The following is a 19,462-nucleotide window of genomic DNA, read 5'->3' on the forward strand; positions in this document are numbered from 1 at the left end:
CATCGACGGGAACGGCGATGTGGGGTCAGCGGTGCCGGGTCAGCGGCTCGCGGGCGCCGACGTGAAACGCACGTAGCCGCTCGCTTCGAGCTCGTCGGCCAGTTCCGGTCCGGCGGACTCGACGATCCGGCCGCCGACGAACACATGGACGTGGTCGGGCTTGATGTAGCGCAGAATCCGGGTGTAGTGCGTGATCAGCAGGATGCCGCCGTTCTGGCTCTCCTTGTACCGGTTCACACCCTCGCTGACCACGCGCAGCGCATCGACGTCGAGACCCGAGTCGGTCTCGTCGAGGATGGCGATCCGCGGCTTGAGCAGATCGAGCTGCAGGATCTCGTGGCGCTTCTTCTCGCCACCGGAGAACCCCTCGTTGACACTGCGTTCGGCGAACGAGGGATCGATCTCCAGCGCCGTCATTGCCTCCTTGGACTCCTTGACCCAATGGCGAAGCTTCGGCGCCTCACCGCGGACCGCGGTCGCCGCGGTGCGCAGGAAGTTCGACATCGACACCCCGGGTACCTCCACCGGGTATTGCATGGCCAGGAAGAGTCCGGCGCGGGCCCGCTCGTCGACGCTCATCGCCAGGACGTTCTCGCCGTCGAGGGTGATCGAGCCCTGTGTCACCTGGTATTTGGGGTGTCCGGCGATCGCGTAGGACAAGGTGGACTTGCCGGACCCATTGGGGCCCATGATCGCGTGCGTCTCACCGGATTTCACGGTCAGATCGACGCCGTTGAGGATGTGGATCGGCTCCGCGTCGGTGTCGGACTGGGCGACGTCGACGTGCAGGTCACGAATTTCGAGGGTGCTCACGGTATTTCCTTGATGCTCGGCCCTGATGGATATGTGGGCGCGGTCGGGTTGGCTGGTCTGGACGGCGGGTCGGGCGGTCAGGTGCCGGCGTTCTCGAGTTCGGCTTCCACCGCGGCCTCGAGACGCTCACGCAACTGTGGGACCCCGATCTTGGCGATGATCTCGCGAAAGAACCCGCGGATCACGAGACGGCGGGCCTGGTCCTCGGGAATTCCGCGGGCCTGCAGGTAGAACAGCTGTTCATCGTCGAATCGTCCGGTGGCACTGGCGTGCCCGGCGCCGATGATCTCGCCGGTCTCGATCTCCAGGTTGGGCACGGAGTCGGCGCGGGCACCATCGGTGAGGACGAGGTTGCGGTTGAGCTCGAAGGTGTCGGTGCCCTCGGCCTCGGGCCGGATCAGCACGTCGCCGATCCACACGGTGTGCGCCTCGCGCGCCCGATCGGTCGGATCACCTTGCAGCGCACCCTTGTACACCACGTTCGAGCGGCAGTTGGGCTGGCTGTGGTCGATCAGCAACCGCTGCTCGAGGTGCTGGCCGGCATCGGCGAAGTACAGGCCCCACAGCTCGACGTCGCCGCCCGGTGCGTCGTAGTGCACGATCGGCGAGAGCCGGACCAGGTTGCCGCCGAGGCTGATCGCGAAGTGACGGACCACCGCATCGCGACCGACCTTGAGGTGGTGTGCGGCAACGTGCACCGCGTCATCGGCCCAATCGTGCACGTTGACGACGGTCAGCGCGGCCTGGTCGCCGACGATGAATTCGACGTTCTCCGCATACGTGCCGCTGCCCTGCTGATCGAGGATGACGACCGCGCGGGCGAAGGGTTCGAGGCGGATCTGGATATGTCCGTAGGCGACCTCGTCGACCCCGGGCCCGCGGACCGTGACCGTCACCGGCTCGGCGAGTTCGGTCTCCTTCGCAACCGTGATGACGCTCGCCCCGGCGAACGATGAATAAGCCTGGGCGGCAACCCGATCGAACGGAACGCCGCCCTGACCGAGACGTTCGTCGTCGCGGCCGACGGTCTCCACGCGCACACCGTCGGCGGTGCCGGTCACCTCGACGGGCGCAGTACCGGTGGCCGGCGCGGACCCGTCGTGCAGACCACGCAGGCGGCGGAACGGGGTGAACCGCCACGCCTCCTCACGCGGACTCGGCACCTCGAAGGCGGCGACGTCGAAGGACGTGAACAGCTCGCCCTTGTTGGTCACCGGCGCCACGGAGTCCGGAGTGGTCGTCGGGAGTGTGGGATCTGCCATCAGCCGACGGCTCCTTCCATCTGGAGTTCGATGAGACGGTTGAGTTCGAGCGCATACTCCATCGGGAGTTCCTTGGCGATCGGCTCGACGAATCCGCGGACCACCATCGCCATCGCCTCGTCCTCGGTGAGACCACGACTCATCAGATAGAAGAGCTGGTCGTCACTGACCTTGGACACGGTGGCCTCGTGGCCCATCGTCACGTCGTCCTCGCGGATGTCGACGTACGGGTAGGTGTCGCTGCGGCTGATCGTGTCGACGAGCAGCGCATCACATTTCACCGTCGACCGGCTGCCGTGGGCGCCCTTGTTGATCTTGATCAGGCCTCGATAGGACGCCCGGCCGCCGCCACGCGCCACCGACTTGGAGATGATGTTCGACGACGTGTTGGGCGCCAGGTGCACCATCTTGGAACCGGTGTCCTGGTGCTGGCCCTCGCCGGCGAATGCCACCGAGAGCACCTCGCCCTTGGCATGCTCACCGGTCAGCCAGACGGCCGGGTACTTCATGGTGACCTTGGAACCGATATTTCCGTCGACCCACTCCATGGTCGCGCCTGCCTCGGCCTTGGCCCGCTTGGTCACCAGGTTGTACACGTTGTTCGACCAGTTCTGGATGGTCGTGTAGCGGCAGCGACCACCCTTCTTGACGACGATCTCGACGACCGCCGAGTGCAGCGAGTCGGTCTTGTAGATCGGCGCAGTACAGCCCTCGACGTAATGCACGTATGCGCCCTCGTCGACGATGATCAGCGTCCGCTCGAACTGGCCCATGTTCTCGGTGTTGATGCGGAAATAGGCCTGCAGCGGGATGTCGATGTGCACGCCCGGCGGCACGTAGATGAACGAGCCACCCGACCACACTGCGGTGTTGAGCGCGGAGAACTTGTTGTCCCCGGCCGGGATCACCGACCCGAAGTACTCCTGGAAGATCTCCGGGTGTTCCCGCAGACCGGTGTCGGTGTCGACGAAGATGACGCCCTGTTGCTCCAGATCCTCGCGGATCTGGTGATAGACGACCTCCGACTCGTACTGGGCCGCGACACCGCCGACCAGACGCTGCTTCTCGGCCTCGGGGATGCCGAGCCGGTCATAGGTGTTCTTGATGTCCTCGGGCAGGTCGTCCCAGGTGGCAGCCTGCTTCTCGGTGGAGCGCACGAAATACTTGATGTTGTCGAAGTCGATCCCGTCGAGGTCGCCGCCCCAATGCGGCATCGGCTTACGGTCGAAGATGTTCAACGCCTTGAGGCGCTGCTCGAGCATCCACTGCGGCTCGCTCTTCTTCGCGGAGATGTCGGCGACCACCGCCGGTGAGAGGCCACGCTGCGCGCTGGAACCCGCGACGTCGGAGTCCGCCCAGCCGTATCCGTACTTGCCCAGCGAGGCAATGGTCTCGTCTTGGGTGAGCGGCGTGTTGGGGGCGGCGGTGGTGAGCGTGGGATCGGTGACTGTCATCGCGAAGCCTTTCGACTCGGGGTGGTGGGAGCGGATGCGGGCTGTGCATCACTCGTCGGGATCGTGCGGTCTCGGGGCGGGTCGGGCTGTTGTCGTTCCGGTGGACTCTGCCCGCGCGGATGGGCGACCGCATCGGGCGGGGGCGGATCCGGGTGCGGCAGTGGCACGTTGGTGGTGCATGCGCAGTCACCGTTGGCGATCGTGGCCAGCCGTTGGACGTGTGTGCCGAGCAGTTCGGTGAACACCGCGGTCTCCGCCTCGCACAGCTCCGGGAACTCCGAGGCCACGTGGGCGACCGGGCAGTGGTGCTGGCAGATCTGGATTCCGGTACCGACCTGACGGGTGTTGGCCGAGTAACCGGCGCCGGTGAGGGCATCGGTGATGTCGGTGACGGTGCCGGCGACCGCAGCCGGACCGGCTGCGGGCGCAACCCCGGCGACGATGCGTTCCACACGTTCCCGGGCGAAGTCCGCCACGGCGTCCGAACCGCCGAGATCACGCAGCTTGCGCATCGCGGCGCCGGCGAGGTCGTCGTAGGCGTGCTGCAACTTGCCACGACCGGCGGCGGTGAGCTGGAACCACTTGGCCGGACGTCCACGGCCACCACGCTGACCGAAGGCCGGTGAGGCCTCCTCGATGTCACCGGCGGCCACCAGTGAATCGAGGTGACGACGCACACCGGCCGCGCTGATACCGAGGCGTTCGCCGATCTCACCGGCGGTCAACGGACCGTCCTCGAGGAGCAGGGAGATCACCGCAGCCCGCGTCTGCCCATCGGCGTGGACACCATGATGGGCGGAATCGGCGGGCATGGCTGCGCCCTGCACAAGATCTCCGGGCATGGTTTTCACAACACGAGTGTGACGTAATTGATTCCGCCGTGCCAGGAAGGGTGCCCTCAGACCCCGCCGCCGCGCTCCTCGGTTGCCGGTGTGAGCGGGCGGCCGAACCGCATCTGCCCACCTCACCGGTGACGGGTACGGCACCCACTACAGTCGTCCTGTGTCGGAATCACCCGTGTCGGAGGCCACCGTGCTGCGCCGGGCACTGGAGTACGTCGGTCTGGGCGCGCCCGCCCGCGCGGTCGGGCGCGATCCCGAACGGCGTGGTGACTACGGCGTCACCGTCGCCAAACTCCACGACCGCGAACCCGAACCGGAGGTCGGACCACTCGACGCGGCCGAGAACCGGCGACTGCTGCGGATCAAGTTGTTCGGGGCCACCGGCAGCATCCTGATGCTGGTCGGATCGCTGGGCACCGGGCAGATCCCGGTGTTGCAGAACCCGGTGGCCGGGATGCGCGTCCTCTCGCTGCCGTCCCGGATGTGGAGCACCGCTCTGACATTGTCCATCGGCGGGACGATCATGCTCGTCGTCGCCTGGCTGCTGATCGGGCGTTTCGCGGTGGGCCGGTTCAGTGTGGAGGTGCTGCACGGGCGCAGCCCGCAGCGCCGCATGACACGGCAGCAGGCCGACCGCACGCTGTTGCTGTGGATCGCGCCGATCATCGTGGCACCGCCGCTGCTGAGCAAGGACATCTACTCCTATCTCGCCCAATCGGCGATCGCCTATCGCGGAATGGACCCGTACACGGTCAGCCCGTTGCACGGCCTGGGGGTCGGCGACGTCCTGACGCGGTCGGTGCCCAACCTGTGGCGCGATACCCCCGCTCCGTACGGTCCGCTGTTCATCTGGATCGGTAAGGGCATCACCGCCGCGACCGGCGACAACATCACCGCGGCGGTCTTCGCACACCGGCTGGTCGCCCTGGTGGGGCTCGCGCTGATCGTCTGGGCGCTGCCGCGCCTGGCCCGCCGCTGCGGCGTGTCGCCCGTGGCCGCCCTGTGGCTCGGCGTGATGAATCCGCTGGTCATCCTGCATCTCGTCGGCGGCATCCACAACGAGGCGCTGATGCTGGGGCTGATGCTCGTCGGCATCGAATTGTGCTTCTCCGCCATCTACGACACCGGCCCGCTACGTGCACGCGGGACGTGGCTGCCCACCCGCGCCGGCTGGCTGCTGTTGGCCGGTACCGCGGTGATCTCGATGAGTTCGCTGGTCAAATTCACCTCGGTGCTCGCACTCGGGTTCGTCGGCATCGCGCTGGCCCGCCGGTGGGGAGCCACCCTGCCCGCATTGCGTGGGGCGCCGTGGCGTCAGTGGTGGTCGCGTTCGCGCACCACTATCTGGGCGCTGGCCGCCGCCGCAGGCAGCCTCGGCGTCGTGCTCGTGGTCGTCATGGTGGCCGTCTGCTTCGGCACCGGTCTCGGCTTCGGGTGGACATCGACCCTGTCCACTGGCGCGGTGGTGCGATCGTGGATGTCGATGCCGACGCTGCTCTCGGTATCGGCGGGCCGGGTCGGGGTCGTCCTCGGTCTCGGCGACCAGACTCAGGCCATCCTCGACGTCGTGCGTCCGCTCGCGCAGCTGGTCGCCGCACTGTTCGTCGTCCGATGGATGCTCGCCACGATTGCCGGACGTCTGCATCCGCTCGGCGCATTGGGCGTCTCGATGGCGACGGTCGTCGTGTTCTCCCCGTTCGTCCAGGCCTGGTACCTGCTGTGGGCGGTGATCCCGCTCGCGGCATGGGCCACCCGCCCCTGGTTCCGCCTGGCGACCATCACCGTGTCGGCGATCATCGCCATCGTGGTGATGCCCACGAGTTCCAACACGAGCGGTGTCGTCCTCGCCCAGGGACTGCTCGCCGGTGTGATCATGGTCGCGGTGATGACCGCCCTGTTCTTCGAGGACCGGCCCCGCTGGCTTCTGCGACGGCGCTGGTCGAGGAAGCCGACAACCGATCGCACCGACGCCACACCCTGACTGTCGGCGCACGTGCCGACGGGCCTACGCCGCGTCGGCGGTTTTCTACCTGCGCACACGAAGGCATAGTCTGACCGTGTGCGCAGCGCGACCTCCACACCGTCGAGCGACGATCCGATGACCGATCGTCGACTCGGCGGCCCTTCCGAGGGGCCGGGCGCCGCCGGTGCCGGCTCGCCTGCACTGCTCGTGCGCGGTCTGGTCAAGCGTTTCGGCGACCGGACCGCCGTCGACGGACTCGATCTCGAACTACCCAGCGGCTCGATTCTGGCGTTGCTGGGGCCCAACGGTGCCGGTAAGACGACAACCGTCGAGATCTGCGAAGGGTTTCAGAGCCCCGACGCCGGTTCGGTCAGCGTCCTCGGGCTCGATCCTCGGCACGACAACGATCAGTTGCGCCGTCGTATCGGTGTCATGCTGCAGGGCGGGGGTGCCTATCCCGGCGCCCGCGCCGACGAGATGCTGCGGCTGTGCGCGTCCTATTGCGCCGAGCCGATCGATCCGGCCTGGCTACTCGATGCGCTCGGGCTACGTGACGCCGCCCGCACTCCCTTCCGCCGGCTCTCCGGCGGCCAGCAGCAGCGACTGTCGTTGGCCTGCGCCATCGTCGGCCGCCCGGAGCTGGTGTTCCTCGACGAGCCGACAGCCGGACTCGACGCCCACGCCCGGCTGGTCGTCTGGGAGATCATCGATCGTCTACGTGGAGACGGAGTTTCGGTGCTGCTCACCACACACCTGATGGACGAGGCCGAACGTCTCGCCGACCAGGTCGTCATCATCGACGCGGGACGTGTCGTCGCCGCGGGCAGTCCGGCGGATCTGACCAGCGCGGGCGCCGAGAACGAGCTACGTTTCACCGCACCGCGCCACCTCGACCTCGAGCTCCTGCGGCGGGTGCTGCCCGAGGGCTACCTGTGTTCGGAGACCGCACCCGGCAGCTATCTGGTGGCCGGAACGATGACCCCGCAGATCCTGGCCACGGTGACGGGGTGGTGCGCCCGGATCAACGTGCTGGCCACCGACCTGCGGGTGGAGACCCGCACCCTCGAGGACGTCTTCCTGGACCTGACCGGCCGGGCGCTGCGATGACCGACGCCACGGCAGCTCGCGCCGGCGAGCAGGCGCCCGCGCCACGTTTTCCCGCAGGGACCTTCACCCCGCGGGGCGGAGCCGCGCCGCTCGCCGCGATGCTGGCCGCCCAGACCCGTCTCGAACTTCGCCTGCTGCTGCGCAACGGGGAGCAGCTCCTGCTCACCATGTTCATCCCGATCACCCTGCTGATCGGACTCTGCCTGCTGCCGTTGGACACCGACCTCGGATCGAGTACCGCCGAACGTGCGGCGACCTTCGTCCCGGCCATCATGACGGTGGCGGTGATGTCGACCGCCTTCACCGGCCAGGCCATCGCGGTCGGTTTCGACCGACGCTACGGCGCCCTCAAACGCCTTGGCGCAACGCCGATTCCGCGTTGGGGCATCATCGTCGGCAAGTCCCTGGCAGTCGTCGCCGTCGTCGTCATGCAGTCGGTGATCATCGGTGCCATCGGTGCCGCATTCGGCTGGCGCCCGAGCGTGCTCGGACTGGTCATCGGCGCACTGGTGATCGCGATCGGCACCGCCACCTTCTCCGCGCTGGGATTGCTGCTGGGCGGCACACTCAAGGCCGAGATCGTGCTGGCCCTCGGCAATCTGTTGTGGTTCGCCATGGTCGGTGTCGGCAGCGTCGTGGTGATGGCGTCCCGCATCCCCGACGCGATGTGGTGGGTGGCGCGCTGCGTACCCTCGGGCGCTCTCACCGAAGCGCTGGAACGGGCCACGCGCGGCGAGTTCGACGTCTTCGGTGTGGTCGTCCTCCTCGTGTGGGCCGCAGTGGCCGGCGCTTGCGCGATCAGATGGTTCCGATTCGAGTGAGTCCGCCCGGTACCGGATGACCCGTCCTGCATGACCACCCCGCCCCGACGACACCCCCAACGATCCCGGGATTGACGATGACCACCTCCGAGAAGACACCGCCCGCCGCCGACAAGGCACGCACTCCCATCGCCCCGTCGCCCGGTTCGGCGCTGGCCCGCATACCCGGTTTCGGTCGGCCGACCGTCCGGTTCGTGCACCGCTGGGCCATCGCACTACTCGTCGCCAATGTCGGTATCACCGTCACCGGCGGCGCCGTCCGGTTGACCGGTTCCGGTCTGGGGTGTCCCACCTGGCCGCAGTGCACCTCGGGTTCGTTCGTCCCCCACGAGGCGATGGGATATCACGCGGCAATCGAATTCAGCAATCGCATGCTGACGTGGGTACTCATCGTCGTCGCCATCGCCACGTGGATCGCGGTGTGGCGGCAGGCCTCGGCCACAACCCGTAATCGGACCCTGGTCACCCTCCTCGCCCTGGGCATCCCCTTCCAGGGGGTCGTCGGCGGCATCACCGTGCTCACCGATCTGAATCCGTGGATCGTCGCGCTGCATTTCCTGCTGTCGATGTTGTTGGTCTCCGGATCCACGGTGCTGGTCTTCCGGACCACGCCCTACCCACGGGAACTGTCGACGCCGGGGGTCGCTTCGCGTGGCGGACTGGTGTTGGCATGGCTGGTCTACGCCGTGACGTGGATCGCGATCTACCTGGGCACGGTGGTCACCGGGTCCGGACCGCATGCCGGCGACGTCAAGGCACCGAGAAACGGGCTGACCCCCTCACAGGTGACCCAACTACACGCCGACTCGGTCTTCGTGCTCGTCGGCCTGACCGTGGCGGTCCTCGTCTTGACGCGCGTCATGCGGATGCCGCAATCCCGAGCGGCTCTGATCTATGCCGTGCTGCTCGTCCTGCAGGGCGTCATCGGGGTGGTCCAGTACGTCACCGATCTGCCGATCCTGTTGGTGCTGGCACACATGCTGGGTAGCGCCCTGCTCTTGATCGGAGCGACCTGGCTGGTGCTGTGGTTCCGGCGCTCGGAGCAGGCCTCCGACGACGAGGCAGACCCGACTCCCGTCGCGTGAGACAAGGCGGGTTCGCCGGACCGTCAGAGGATCGCCCGGTTACGCGGCTTCGGAAATCGCTTCTGTCCGGCCACCCAGCCGGCCATCTTCCGATACCGTCCGGGTTCGACGTCGGCCGACGACGTGAGGTCGCGATCCCATTCGGCGGTCTCGACGCCGGTCGCGGCGGCCACCACGGCCTTGGCCGTCTCGAGGTCGGGCACGACTCGATCCCCGAGGATGCCGCCCTTCTCGCCGACGAGGGTGATCCGCACGCCGGCAGCCCCGACCGGCGCCAGGACGGCCTTGGCCGATCCGCCCTCACGGGCGGCGAACTTCTCGATCGACGACACGACCTCGCGCGGTATGCGCACCGCGGGGGTGCCTGCGGTTTCGGTGTGCTGGGCGGTATCGGTGTGCTGCGCTGCGGACTGCTCGCTCATGATCGTCGAGCATACCGTCGGGCGTCAGGACCCCGGCGCCCGTCCCGGCGCTCCCACGCTGTCGGCGTGTGAATCCTGCCGGAGCTTGGCAGAGTCTCTTTCATGACCACACCCGCACCCGCCGCGCGCGAAACACTCACCTGGGAGATGAACGGCCGGGCGTGCCGCGACCTCGCCCAACAGGTCGCCGACGACGGCTTCGTGCCCGACATCATCCTCGGCATCGCCCGCGGTGGCCTCATCCCCGCCGGCGCCATCGCCTACGCCCTGGACTGCAAACTGATGATCTCGCTCAATGTGACCTTCTACACCGGTATCGGCGAGACACTGGCCGAACCGGTGATGCTGCCGTCGCTGCTCGAGAGCAGCGGCCTGCGCGATCAGAAGGTACTCGTCGTCGACGACGTGGCCGATTCCGGCAAGACCCTGGCGCTCGTCGACGACTTCTGTCGACAACAGGGCCGCGTCGCCGAGGTCCGCAACGCGGTGATCTACCAGAAGCCGCACACCATCACCAGACCCGACTATTGCTGGCGCACCACCGCCCGCTGGATCGACTTCCCGTGGTCGGTCGAACCCCCGGTCACCGGCAGCGTCGAGAAGCCCTGAGCGACTGGAGCATCGACGGCCGGGCGAGTACCCGGGTGTAGAAACGAACCATGCGCGCAATACAGGTCACCCGGCACGGCGGTCCCGAAGTATTGAGCTATGGCACGGTCGACGACCCGATCCCCGCTCCGGGCGAGGTCCTGGTCCGCGTCGCGGCGGTAGGTGTCAACTTCGTCGACACCTACCTGCGCCGCGGCGTGTATCCGTCCCAGCCGCCCTACGTGCCCGGCACGGAGGGGGCGGGCGAGGTCGTCGCCGTGGGCTCAGAGGTCACCGACCTGCAGCCGGGTACCCGGGTCTGCTGGTGCGACGCCCCGGCGAGCTACGCCGAACTGGTCGCCGTGCCGGCCCGGCGGGCGGTACGGATACCCGACGGTGTCTCCGACGAGGTGGCGGGCAGTTCCCTGCTGCGCGGCCTGACCGCGCACTACCTGCTCGATGGCAACGCGCACCCCGCCGCCGGAGACGCGATCCTGCTGCACGCCGGCGCGGGTGGCGTCGGACTGATCCTCACCCAGCTCGCCAAGCGCAAGGGGCTCCGGGTCATCACGACCGTCTCCACCGACCAGAAGGAACAGCTGTCCGCGGCCGCCGGCGCCGACCACGTACTGCGCTACGGCGACGACCTGGTCGACCGGGTTCGCGACCTCACCGACGGCGAAGGGGTACGCCTCACCTACGACGGGGTCGGTGCCGACACCTTCGACCAGTCCCTCGCCGCGACGGGCGTACGCGGGACCGTCGTGTTGTTCGGTGCGGCCAGCGGTCCGGTGCCGCCGTTCGATCTGCAACGCCTCAACGTGGAGGGCTCGCTGTCGGTGACCCGGCCCACTCTCGGCCATTTCATCGCCGACGACGCCGAATTGGCGTGGCGCGCCTCGGAGTATCTGGGAGCGCTGGCCGACGGGGTCGACGTCCGGATCGGTCAGCGGTATCGGCTCGCCGACGCGCAGCAGGCACAGGCAAATCTGGAGGGCCGCGCGACCACCGGAACGTCGGTGCTCATCCCCGGCTGACCGGCCGGCAACCTGCTCAGCCGAATGCGTGGGCGATGACGGGCAGGTTGACCACCGCGTCGATCGCGAGACCGCAGAAGAGCAAGGCGAGGTACTCGTTGGACTGCAGGAAGATCTTCAGCGGGGTCAGTTCGGCGCCCCGGCGCGTGTCGCGGTACAGCTTGTGCACGCGATTGAGGAACCAGGCCCCGGCGAGCACCGCGACCGCCGCGTAGATCCAGCTCGCCGCCGGGATCAACGCCAGCGAGGCGATCACCGTGGCCCAGGTGTAGAACAGCATCTGCCGGGTGACACGTTCGTCGGAGGCGATCACCGGCAGCATCGGGACACCCGCGGCCTTGTAGTCCTCGCGGTAGCGCATCGCCAGCGCCCAGGTGTGCGGCGGCGTCCAGAAGAAGATCACCAGGAACAGCACGACCGGTTGCCAACTCAGCGTGCCGGTCACCGCCGACCAGCCGACCAGCGTCGGCATGCAGCCGGCCGCGCCACCCCACACCACGTTCTGCCAGGTGCGGCGTTTGAGGATCAACGTGTAGACGCCGACGTAGAAACCGATCGTCGCGGTCACCAGTAGTGCGCTGAGCAGGTTCGCGGCGAAGTACAGCACCAGGAACGACGCCACCCACAGCACGACCCCGAAGATCAGCGCGCTGCGCGTGGCCACTGCCCGGCGGGCCAGCGGTCGACGCGCGGTGCGACGCATCTTCTTGTCGATGTCGGCGTCGGCGACCATGTTGAGAGTGTTCGCGCTGGCCGCCCCGAGCCAGCCACCGAGCAACGTGAACAGGATCACCGCGATGTCGACATGCCCGCGATGGGCCTGCAACATCACCGGGATCGTCGCAACCAGGAGCAGTTCGATGACGCGTGGCTTGGTGAGCGCGATATAGGCCATCACGATGCCGCGGACGCGTGCCGGCCACGACGCCCCGTTCGGAACGGTGTCATCGGCCGGCTCGGTGGTCGCGGCCGGCTCGGTGGTCGCGGCCGGTTCGGTGGTCGCGGCCGGGTCAGAAGGAGACGTCAGCCCGAACGCCGTCTCGCGATCCGAGGGCTCGGTCTCGTGGTCCGAGGAGGACTCACGGGATGGGGTGTACCGGGCGGCAGCGGCGCCTTCTCCGCTCACACGTTCCCCAATCCTCACGTCCACTCCTCGCCTGCCCGAACGACGCACTGAGGGCAGTTGACCGGCTTCACAACGCGCGCCACACCTACTACACAGCATGGTAGACGCTGCCCCATCCGATCGAAGAATTGCCGTCGTCGCACCGGGTGTGCGGGACGTTGCCGCGGCGCCGCATCCGCAGAACACCGGTGCTGCGGGAAGGTTGCCCGGCGTAGGACGTGTGTGGCCGATTACTCTGGGACGCGTGAGGCTATTCCGACGTACACCACATGCGGCGGCTTCGGTTCCGTCCACGGGTGGCGCCGACTCTCATATGCCCGTATTCCGATCGCACGCACCCCGATAGGTAACAGGAGACTGCAGGACAGTGGCTGACACAGACGAGATCCGCGAACTCACCGAGGCGGACCACCCGAACTGGTGGACCGAGGTCGATTCGCGAGCCGTGGACACCGTTCGTGTCCTCGCCGCCGACGCGGTACAGAAGTGTGGCAGCGGCCACCCCGGCACCGCGATGAGCCTGGCCCCGTTGGCCTACACGCTCTACCAGCACGTGATGCGTCATGATCCCGCCGACACCCACTGGGTCGGCCGCGACCGGTTCGTTCTGTCCTGCGGGCATTCCAGCCTGACCCAGTACATCCAGCTCTACCTCGGCGGATTCGACCTCGAGCTCTCCGACATCGAGGCATTGCGCACCTGGGGTTCCAAGACCCCGGGCCACCCTGAGCTGCATCACACGCGCGGCGTCGAGATGACCACCGGTCCGCTCGGCCAGGGCCTGGCGTCGGCGGTGGGCATGGCATATGCCGCACGCTACGAACGCGGCCTGTTCGATCCGGACGCCGCGACCGGTACCAGCCCGTTCGATCACCACATCTACGTGATCGCCTCCGATGGCGACATCGAGGAGGGGGTCACCTCCGAGGCGTCGTCGCTGGCCGGCGCGCAGCAGCTCGGCAACCTGATCCTCTTCTACGACAAGAACCACATCTCCATCGAGGACGACACCCAGATCGCGCTGACCGAGGACACCGCCAAGCGCTACGAGGCCTACGGATGGCACGTCCAGCACGTCGAGGGTGGCGAGAACGTCACCGCGATCGAAGCCGCGATCGAGGCCGCTAAGAAGGTGACCGACAAACCCTCACTCATCGTGCTGCGCACCATCATCGGATATCCGGCCCCGGACAAGATGAACACCGGCGCCATCCACGGTTCGGCCCTCGGCGCCGACGAGGTGGCCGCGACGAAGAAGGTCCTCGGCTTCGATCCCGACAAGAATTTCGAGGTCTCCGACGAGGTACTCGCCCACACCCGTGGCCTGGTACAACGTGGCGCCGATGCGCACGCCGAGTGGCAGAAGACCTTTGACGCCTGGGCCGGCGCCAACCCGGAACGCAAAGCGCTCTTCGACCGTCTCTGGGCCCATGAATTCCCGGAGGGCTGGACCGAGGTGCTGCCGACCTGGGAGCCGGGCGGCAAGGCGATCGCCACCCGCGCGGCATCGGGCGACGTGCTCTCCGCGCTCGGCCCGCTGCTACCCGAGTTGTGGGGTGGCTCGGCCGACCTGGCCGGCTCCAACAACACCACCATGGACGGGGTCGACTCGTTCGGCCCGTCGTCGCTGAGCACCAAGAAGTGGACGGCCGATCCCTACGGTCGCACGTTGCACTTCGGCATCCGTGAACACGCGATGGCCTCGATCCTGGCCGGCATCGTGCTGCACGGGCCGACCCGCGCCTACGGCGGCACCTTCCTGCAGTTCGCCGACTACATGCGTCCGGCGGTGCGGTTGGCCGCGCTCATGGAGATCGACCCGATCTATGTGTGGACCCACGACTCGATCGGTCTCGGTGAGGACGGTCCGACCCATCAGCCGGTCGAGCACCTCGCGGGGTTGCGCGCCATCCCGAATCTCGACGTGGTGCGTCCGGCCGACGCCAACGAGACCGCCCACGCGTGGCGACACGTGCTCACCCGTCGCGATCACCCGGTGGGTCTGTGCCTGACCCGTCAGGGCGTGCCGGTACTCGCGGGCACCTCCTACGACGGCGTCGCGGCGGGAGCGTATGTCCTCGCCGAATCCGACGGCGACCCGCAGGTCGTGCTGGTCGGCACCGGCTCGGAGGTACAGCTCGCCGTCGAGGCGCAGAAAACGCTCGCCGACAAGGGGATCCGGGCCCGTGTGGTCTCGATGCCGTGCTTCGAGTGGTTCTTCGAGCAGCCGCAGGACTACCGCGATTCGGTGTTTCCGCCGTCGGTGCCGCGCGTCTCCATCGAGGCCGGTATCGCCATGCCGTGGTACCGGATCGTCGGCGACACCGGGGCCATCATCTCGCTGGAGCACTTCGGCGCATCCGCCGACTACAAGGTGCTCTACGAGAAATTCGGCATCACCGCCGACGCGCTCACCGCGGCCGCCGAGCGCGTCGTGAAGTAGCCCACTCATCCTCCGCCACACCGACATCACCGAGATCGCGTTGCCCACAAGGAGAACGTGATGGAAACCAGGAGAGAACCGTGACCCAGAACGAGAAGCTCGCCGAACTGTCCGCCGCCGGGGTATCGGTGTGGCTGGATGACCTGTCCCGTGACCTGATCGCCTCGGGCGGTCTGCAGGAGGTCATCGACACCAAATCGGTGGTCGGCGTCACCACCAATCCGTCGATCTTTCAGGCGGCACTGTCCAAGGGCAGCGCCTATGACGCACAGGTCAACGAACTCGCCGCACGGGGCGCCGACGTCGACGCCACCATCCGCACGGTGACCACCGACGACGTCCGCAACGCGTGTGACGTGTTGGCGCCCGTGTTCTCGTCGTCGAACGGTGTCGACGGCCGGGTGTCGATCGAGGTCGATCCGCGGCTGGCCCACGACACCGACAAGACGGTCGCCCAGGCGATCGAGCTGTGGAAGATCGTCGACCGGCCCAATGTGCTGATCAAGATCCCTGCCACCGCAGCCGGCCTGCCGGCCATCTCCCGGGTGATCGCCGAGGGCATCAGCGTCAACGTGACCCTGATCTTCTCCGTCGAGCGCTACCGGGGCGTCATGGACGCCTACCTGTCGGGTGTCGAGGCGGCGGCACAGGCCGGTCACGATGTGTCGAAGATCCACTCGGTCGCCTCGTTCTTCGTCTCGCGCGTCGACACCGAGGTCGACAAGCGGCTCGATGCCATCGGCACGACCGACGCCACCGAGCGCAAGGGTAAGGCCGCACTGGCGAATGCCCGGCTGGCCTACGCGGCCTATCAGGAGATCTTCGAGGTCGAACCGCGCTTCCAGGGGCTCAGTGCCAAGGGCGCCAACGCGCAGCGGCCGCTGTGGGCCTCGACCGGCACCAAGAACGCCGACTACCCCGACACGCTCTACGTCAGCGAGCTCGTCGCCCCGAATACGGTCAACACCATGCCCGGCAAGACGATGGACGCCTTCGCCGATCACGGCTGGGTCAACAACTCCTCGATCGTCGGAACCGCGGCGGCTTCCCAGCAGACCTTCGACGCGATCTCGGCGGCCGGCGTCGACATCACGGACGTGTTCGTGGTCCTCGAGGACGAGGGCGTGAGCAAGTTCGAGGATTCATGGAACGAGTTGCTCACCGCCACCGCCGAACAGCTCGACGCGGCAAAGAAGGCGTGAGCCGGTGCCCACCGGACCAGCGAAATGGCGTAATCCCCTTCGTGATCCGCGGGACAAGCGGCTGCTGCGCATCGCCGGGCCGTGCAGTCTGGTCATCTTCGGCGTCACCGGTGACCTGGCCCGCAAGAAGCTGATGCCGGCGGTCTACGACCTGGCCAACCGCGGGTTGTTGCCGCCGTCGTTCGCCCTCGTCGGATTCGCCCGCCGCGACTGGGATGACGACGACTTCGCCACCGTCATCCACGACGCGGTGCGCCAGCACGCACGTACCGGATTCCGGGAAGAGGTGTGGGAACGCCTCGCCGAGGGTTTCCGCTTCGTCCAGGGTTCCTTCGATGACGACGATGCGTTCGCGCGACTGAAGGCGACGCTCACCGATCTCGACAACGAGCGCGGCACCGACGGCAATTACGCCTTCTACCTGTCGATCCCGCCGAAGGCGTTTCCGACGGTGTGTGAGCAACTCGAGCGAAGTGGTCTGGCCGCAGGCGGGGCGAACAGAACCGGCATCGGGGGCCGAGCGAGCGCGCCGGTGTCCGGTCAGCCCGAGGACCACTGGCGGCGCGTGGTCATCGAGAAGCCGTTCGGCCACGACCTGGAGTCGGCCAAGGAGCTCAACGCCATCGTCAACGCCGTCTTCCCGGAGTCGTCGGTGTTCCGCATCGACCACTACCTGGGCAAGGAGACGGTCCAGAACATCTTGGCGTTGCGATTTGCCAATCAGCTCTTCGATCCGCTGTGGAGTTCGCATTACGTCGATCACGTGCAGATCACCATGGCCGAGGATATCGGTCTCGGTGGGCGCGCCGGCTATTACGACGGGATCGGCGCCGCCCGTGATGTCATCCAGAACCATCTGCTGCAGTTGATGGCGCTGGTGGCGATGGAGGAGCCGATCTCCTTCGAGCCCAAGCAGTTACAGGCCGAGAAGATCAAGGTGCTCGCGGCGACCAGCAACATTCTGCCGATCGAGGAGAACACCGCACGCGGCCAGTACGGTCCCGGATGGCAGGGCAGCGAGAAGGTGCCCGGTCTCAAGGACGAAGAGGGCTTTGCCGCCGATTCCACCACCGAGACATACGCGGCGATCGCGCTCGAGGTCGACTCACGGCGCTGGGCAGGCGTGCCCTTTTACCTCCGCACCGGAAAGCGCCTGGGCCGCCGGGTCACCGAGATCGCGCTGGTGTTCAAGCGGGCGCCACATCTGCCGTTCGACAAGACGATGACCGAGGAGCTGTCGCAGAACGCCTTGGTGATCCGGATTCAGCCCGACGAGGGCATCACCTTGCGGTTCGGCTCCAAGGTACCGGCCTCGAGTATGGAGGTCCGTGACGTCAACATGGACTTCAGCTACGGCACGGCCTTCACCGAGGCGTCTCCCGAGGCCTATGAGCGTCTCATTCTCGACGTACTCCTCGGCGAGCCGTCACTGTTCCCGGTGAACGACGAGGTCGAATTGTCTTGGGAGATACTCGATCCCGTTCTCGACAGCTGGGCGCAATCGGGGAAGCCCGACATCTATGAGGCGGGCACGTGGGGCCCGAAGTCGGCCGACGACATGATGGACCGGACCGGACGCGCCTGGCGGCGTCCGTGAGTTCGGCCGCGAGAGGACACCGATGATCATCGACATGCCCGAGACCTCGACCAATCACGTCGCCAAGAAGATGGTCGAGCTCCGCGAATCCGGCGGCGCCATCAGCCTCGGACGAGTGCTGACCCTGGTGGTGGTGGCCGAACACGGCGAGCCTACCGAGGCCGCGATCGAGGCCGCGATCGGCGCCAGCAGTGAGCATCCCAGTCGCGTCATCGTGCTGGCGTGTGGATCCCGCAAGAGTGAGTCGCTGCTGAACGCCCAGATCCGGGTCGGCGGTGACGCAGGCGCATCGGAAGTGGTGATCCTGTCGATGTCTGGTCCGTTGGCCGATCAGCCGCACAGTGTGGTCACACCGTTCCTGCTGCCCGATTGTCCGATCGTGGTGTGGTGGCCGGGTGCGGCGCCGGAGAACCCGGCCGCCGACCCGATGGGTCGGATCAGTCGCCGCCGCATTCTCGATGCCAGCAAATCCACTCACCCCGACAGCGTGCTCGAGCGCCGCTTGGCGACCTACTCCCCCGGCGACTCCGATCTGGCCTGGACCCAGATCACGCATTGGCGGGCGCTCATCGCGTCGGCCGTCGATCGCCCGCCGCACACCGCGATTCAGTCGGTGGTGGTCACCGGGCCGGCTCAGTCGCCCGGCATCGAATTGCTCGCGGGGTGGCTGCACTCGGCGCTGGGCGTGCCGACGACCCGTTCCATCGGCAGTTTCGAGGTGCGTCTGCTCCGCGAGCACGGTGCGACGGTGCTGTCCATCGACCAGAACGGCAATGCGGTGATCTCCGTACCCGGTAAACCCGACGGCCGGGTAGCGATGACCAATCGTGATCTGCCGGTTTACCTCGCCGAGGAGCTACGTCGTCTCGATACCGATGAGGTGTACGAGCAGGCCTTGCGTGGCGCGGTCGAACTGAGCCGAGAGGGGCAACCTGCATGACCCCGCAGACACTGGTTTTCGAGGACAAGAAGACGCTGATCGACACGGCGGCCCGCCGCTTCGTCGACGTCATCGGTGCCGCCCAACGGGACCGGGGCGTGGCGTCGGTGGTGCTGACCGGCGGCAGCAACGGGATCGCGATTCTGGCGGCGCTGGCCGCCGACAGTGGCGGCATCGACTGGTCGAAGGTCGACATCTATTGGGGCGACGACCGATTCGTGCCGGCCGACGATCCCGAGCGCAACTACGGACAAGCGTGTGCGGCCCTACTCGACCACGTTCCGATCGATCCGGCTCGAGTTCATCCGATGGCGCCCTCGGACGGCGAGTACGGCGACCACATCGATGCGGCCGCCGCCTCCTACGCGGCAACGCTCCTCGCGCATGCCGGTGACGACATCACGCCGTATTTCGATATCCATCTGCTCGGAATGGGCGGTGAAGGGCACATCAATTCCCTGTTCCCGCACACATCCGCGACGGCCGAGACCGAAAAATCCGTTGTCGCAGTTCGGGACTCACCAAAACCCCCACCCCGACGGATCACCCTGACGCTACCGGTCGTCAACCGCAGCACCGCCGTCTGGTTTCTCGTCGCCGGTGCAGACAAGGCCGAGGCGGTGGCCGCGGCCCACGCGGGCGCCGATCCGTCCGACTGGCCGTGTGCGGGCGCGCACGGCACCGCGGAGACGATCTGGTTTCTCGACCGGGCGGCGGCGGCGTCACTGCCACAGGGCTGATCGGACCGCCCGGCCGGTTT

17 protein-coding genes are annotated in these 19,462 nt (G+C 67.3%); 11 read left to right on the plus strand and 6 right to left on the minus strand.

Annotation, left to right across the window (positions count from 1 at the left end):
• Positions 1-39 precede the first annotated feature (39 nt).
• The 4 genes from sufC to ACLQ3C_RS01645 form a co-directional block, all read right to left on the minus strand.
• Positions 40-813, minus strand: coding sequence for a Fe-S cluster assembly ATPase SufC (gene sufC, locus ACLQ3C_RS01630; RefSeq protein ID WP_425702789.1), 774 nt, complete (start codon positions 811-813; stop codon positions 40-42).
• Between the two features lie 77 nt (positions 814-890).
• Positions 891-2,075: a Fe-S cluster assembly protein SufD gene (gene sufD, locus ACLQ3C_RS01635; RefSeq protein ID WP_425702791.1), complete on the minus strand. Its 1,185-nt coding sequence runs from the start codon at positions 2,073-2,075 to the stop codon at positions 891-893.
• On the minus strand, positions 2,075-3,529 hold the full coding sequence (sufB, locus tag ACLQ3C_RS01640; protein ID WP_425702793.1) for a Fe-S cluster assembly protein SufB: 1,455 nt from the start codon (positions 3,527-3,529) through the stop codon (positions 2,075-2,077). The genes sufD and sufB overlap by 1 nt, the downstream gene beginning before the upstream one ends.
• On the minus strand, positions 3,526-4,371 hold the full coding sequence (locus ACLQ3C_RS01645; RefSeq protein ID WP_425702944.1) for a helix-turn-helix transcriptional regulator: 846 nt from the start codon (positions 4,369-4,371) through the stop codon (positions 3,526-3,528). Before ACLQ3C_RS01645 ends, sufB begins: the two co-directional genes overlap by 4 nt.
• Before the next feature lie 160 nt (positions 4,372-4,531).
• On the opposite strand from ACLQ3C_RS01645, the gene mptB reads away from it, so the two are divergent.
• From mptB to ACLQ3C_RS01665, 4 genes are all read left to right on the plus strand, one after another.
• A complete protein-coding gene (gene mptB / locus ACLQ3C_RS01650) occupies positions 4,532-6,352 on the plus strand; it encodes a polyprenol phosphomannose-dependent alpha 1,6 mannosyltransferase MptB (protein WP_425702795.1) in 1,821 nt (606 codons plus the stop codon).
• A gap of 117 nt (positions 6,353-6,469) precedes the next feature.
• A complete protein-coding gene (locus ACLQ3C_RS01655) occupies positions 6,470-7,441 on the plus strand; it encodes an ABC transporter ATP-binding protein (RefSeq protein WP_425702946.1) in 972 nt (323 codons plus the stop codon).
• A complete protein-coding gene (locus ACLQ3C_RS01660; RefSeq protein ID WP_425702797.1) occupies positions 7,438-8,262 on the plus strand; it encodes an ABC transporter permease in 825 nt (274 codons plus the stop codon). Before ACLQ3C_RS01655 ends, ACLQ3C_RS01660 begins: the two co-directional genes overlap by 4 nt.
• Before the next feature lie 77 nt (positions 8,263-8,339).
• Complete coding sequence (locus ACLQ3C_RS01665) at positions 8,340-9,347, plus strand: COX15/CtaA family protein (protein ID WP_425702799.1); 1,008 nt, start codon at positions 8,340-8,342, stop codon at positions 9,345-9,347.
• Between the two features lie 23 nt (positions 9,348-9,370).
• Here ACLQ3C_RS01665 and ACLQ3C_RS01670 read toward each other — a convergent pair whose 3' ends face one another.
• On the minus strand, positions 9,371-9,769 hold the full coding sequence (locus ACLQ3C_RS01670; protein WP_425702801.1) for a hypothetical protein: 399 nt from the start codon (positions 9,767-9,769) through the stop codon (positions 9,371-9,373).
• Positions 9,770-9,871: 102 nt separating this feature from the next.
• On the opposite strand from ACLQ3C_RS01670, the gene ACLQ3C_RS01675 reads away from it, so the two are divergent.
• Positions 9,872-10,378, plus strand: a complete 507-nt coding sequence (locus ACLQ3C_RS01675; protein WP_425702803.1) for a phosphoribosyltransferase — start codon at positions 9,872-9,874, stop codon at positions 10,376-10,378.
• A 50-nt stretch (positions 10,379-10,428) separates the two neighbouring features.
• The gene (locus ACLQ3C_RS01680; protein ID WP_425702805.1) at positions 10,429-11,394 is read left to right on the plus strand and encodes a quinone oxidoreductase family protein; all 966 of its coding nucleotides are present in this window, start codon (positions 10,429-10,431) and stop codon (positions 11,392-11,394) included.
• Positions 11,395-11,410: 16 nt separating this feature from the next.
• Here ACLQ3C_RS01680 and ACLQ3C_RS01685 read toward each other — a convergent pair whose 3' ends face one another.
• On the minus strand, positions 11,411-12,421 hold the full coding sequence (locus tag ACLQ3C_RS01685) for a heme o synthase (RefSeq protein WP_425702947.1): 1,011 nt from the start codon (positions 12,419-12,421) through the stop codon (positions 11,411-11,413).
• A gap of 466 nt (positions 12,422-12,887) precedes the next feature.
• Between ACLQ3C_RS01685 and tkt the strand changes: the two genes are divergently transcribed.
• The 5 genes from tkt (at position 12,888) to pgl (ending at position 19,442) form a co-directional block, all read left to right on the plus strand.
• Positions 12,888-14,963: a transketolase gene (gene tkt, locus ACLQ3C_RS01690; RefSeq protein WP_425702807.1), complete on the plus strand. Its 2,076-nt coding sequence runs from the start codon at positions 12,888-12,890 to the stop codon at positions 14,961-14,963.
• 80 nt (positions 14,964-15,043) lie between these two features.
• Entirely contained in the window at positions 15,044-16,165 is a 1,122-nt protein-coding gene (tal, locus tag ACLQ3C_RS01695; protein ID WP_425702809.1) for a transaldolase, read from the plus strand.
• A 4-nt stretch (positions 16,166-16,169) separates the two neighbouring features.
• Positions 16,170-17,762 (plus strand): glucose-6-phosphate dehydrogenase, encoded by a 1,593-nt coding sequence (gene zwf / locus ACLQ3C_RS01700; protein WP_425702811.1) that lies wholly within the window; start codon positions 16,170-16,172, stop codon positions 17,760-17,762.
• A gap of 22 nt (positions 17,763-17,784) precedes the next feature.
• Positions 17,785-18,702 carry a glucose-6-phosphate dehydrogenase assembly protein OpcA gene (locus tag ACLQ3C_RS01705; protein WP_425702813.1) on the plus strand — a complete coding sequence of 306 codons (918 nt, stop codon included), beginning with the start codon at positions 17,785-17,787 and terminating at the stop codon, positions 18,700-18,702.
• Positions 18,699-19,442, plus strand: a complete 744-nt coding sequence (gene pgl, locus ACLQ3C_RS01710; RefSeq protein WP_425702815.1) for a 6-phosphogluconolactonase — start codon at positions 18,699-18,701, stop codon at positions 19,440-19,442. The genes ACLQ3C_RS01705 and pgl overlap by 4 nt, the downstream gene beginning before the upstream one ends.
• Positions 19,443-19,462 lie beyond the last annotated feature (20 nt).

Source organism: Gordonia sp. DT30, from assembly GCF_049844915.1.
GTDB lineage: Bacteria > Actinomycetota > Actinomycetes > Mycobacteriales > Mycobacteriaceae > Gordonia.

Excerpts from the sequence above, each read along its gene's own strand:
- sufD (WP_425702791.1), bottom strand. The coding sequence starts at position 2,075 with ATGGCAGATCCCACACTCCCGACGACCACTCCGGACTCCGTGGCGCCG.
- sufB (WP_425702793.1), bottom strand. The coding sequence starts at position 3,529 with ATGACAGTCACCGATCCCACGCTCACCACCGCCGCCCCCAACACGCCG.
- ACLQ3C_RS01645 (WP_425702944.1), bottom strand. The coding sequence starts at position 4,371 with ATGCCCGGAGATCTTGTGCAGGGCGCAGCCATGCCCGCCGATTCCGCC.
- ACLQ3C_RS01655 (WP_425702946.1), top strand. The coding sequence starts at position 6,470 with ATGACCGATCGTCGACTCGGCGGCCCTTCCGAGGGGCCGGGCGCCGCC.
- ACLQ3C_RS01660 (WP_425702797.1), top strand. The coding sequence starts at position 7,438 with ATGACCGACGCCACGGCAGCTCGCGCCGGCGAGCAGGCGCCCGCGCCA.
- ACLQ3C_RS01665 (WP_425702799.1), top strand. The coding sequence starts at position 8,340 with ATGACCACCTCCGAGAAGACACCGCCCGCCGCCGACAAGGCACGCACT.
- ACLQ3C_RS01670 (WP_425702801.1), bottom strand. The coding sequence starts at position 9,769 with ATGAGCGAGCAGTCCGCAGCGCAGCACACCGATACCGCCCAGCACACC.
- ACLQ3C_RS01675 (WP_425702803.1), top strand. The coding sequence starts at position 9,872 with ATGACCACACCCGCACCCGCCGCGCGCGAAACACTCACCTGGGAGATG.
- ACLQ3C_RS01680 (WP_425702805.1), top strand. The coding sequence starts at position 10,429 with ATGCGCGCAATACAGGTCACCCGGCACGGCGGTCCCGAAGTATTGAGC.
- ACLQ3C_RS01705 (WP_425702813.1), top strand. The coding sequence starts at position 17,785 with ATGATCATCGACATGCCCGAGACCTCGACCAATCACGTCGCCAAGAAG.
- pgl (WP_425702815.1), top strand. The coding sequence starts at position 18,699 with ATGACCCCGCAGACACTGGTTTTCGAGGACAAGAAGACGCTGATCGAC.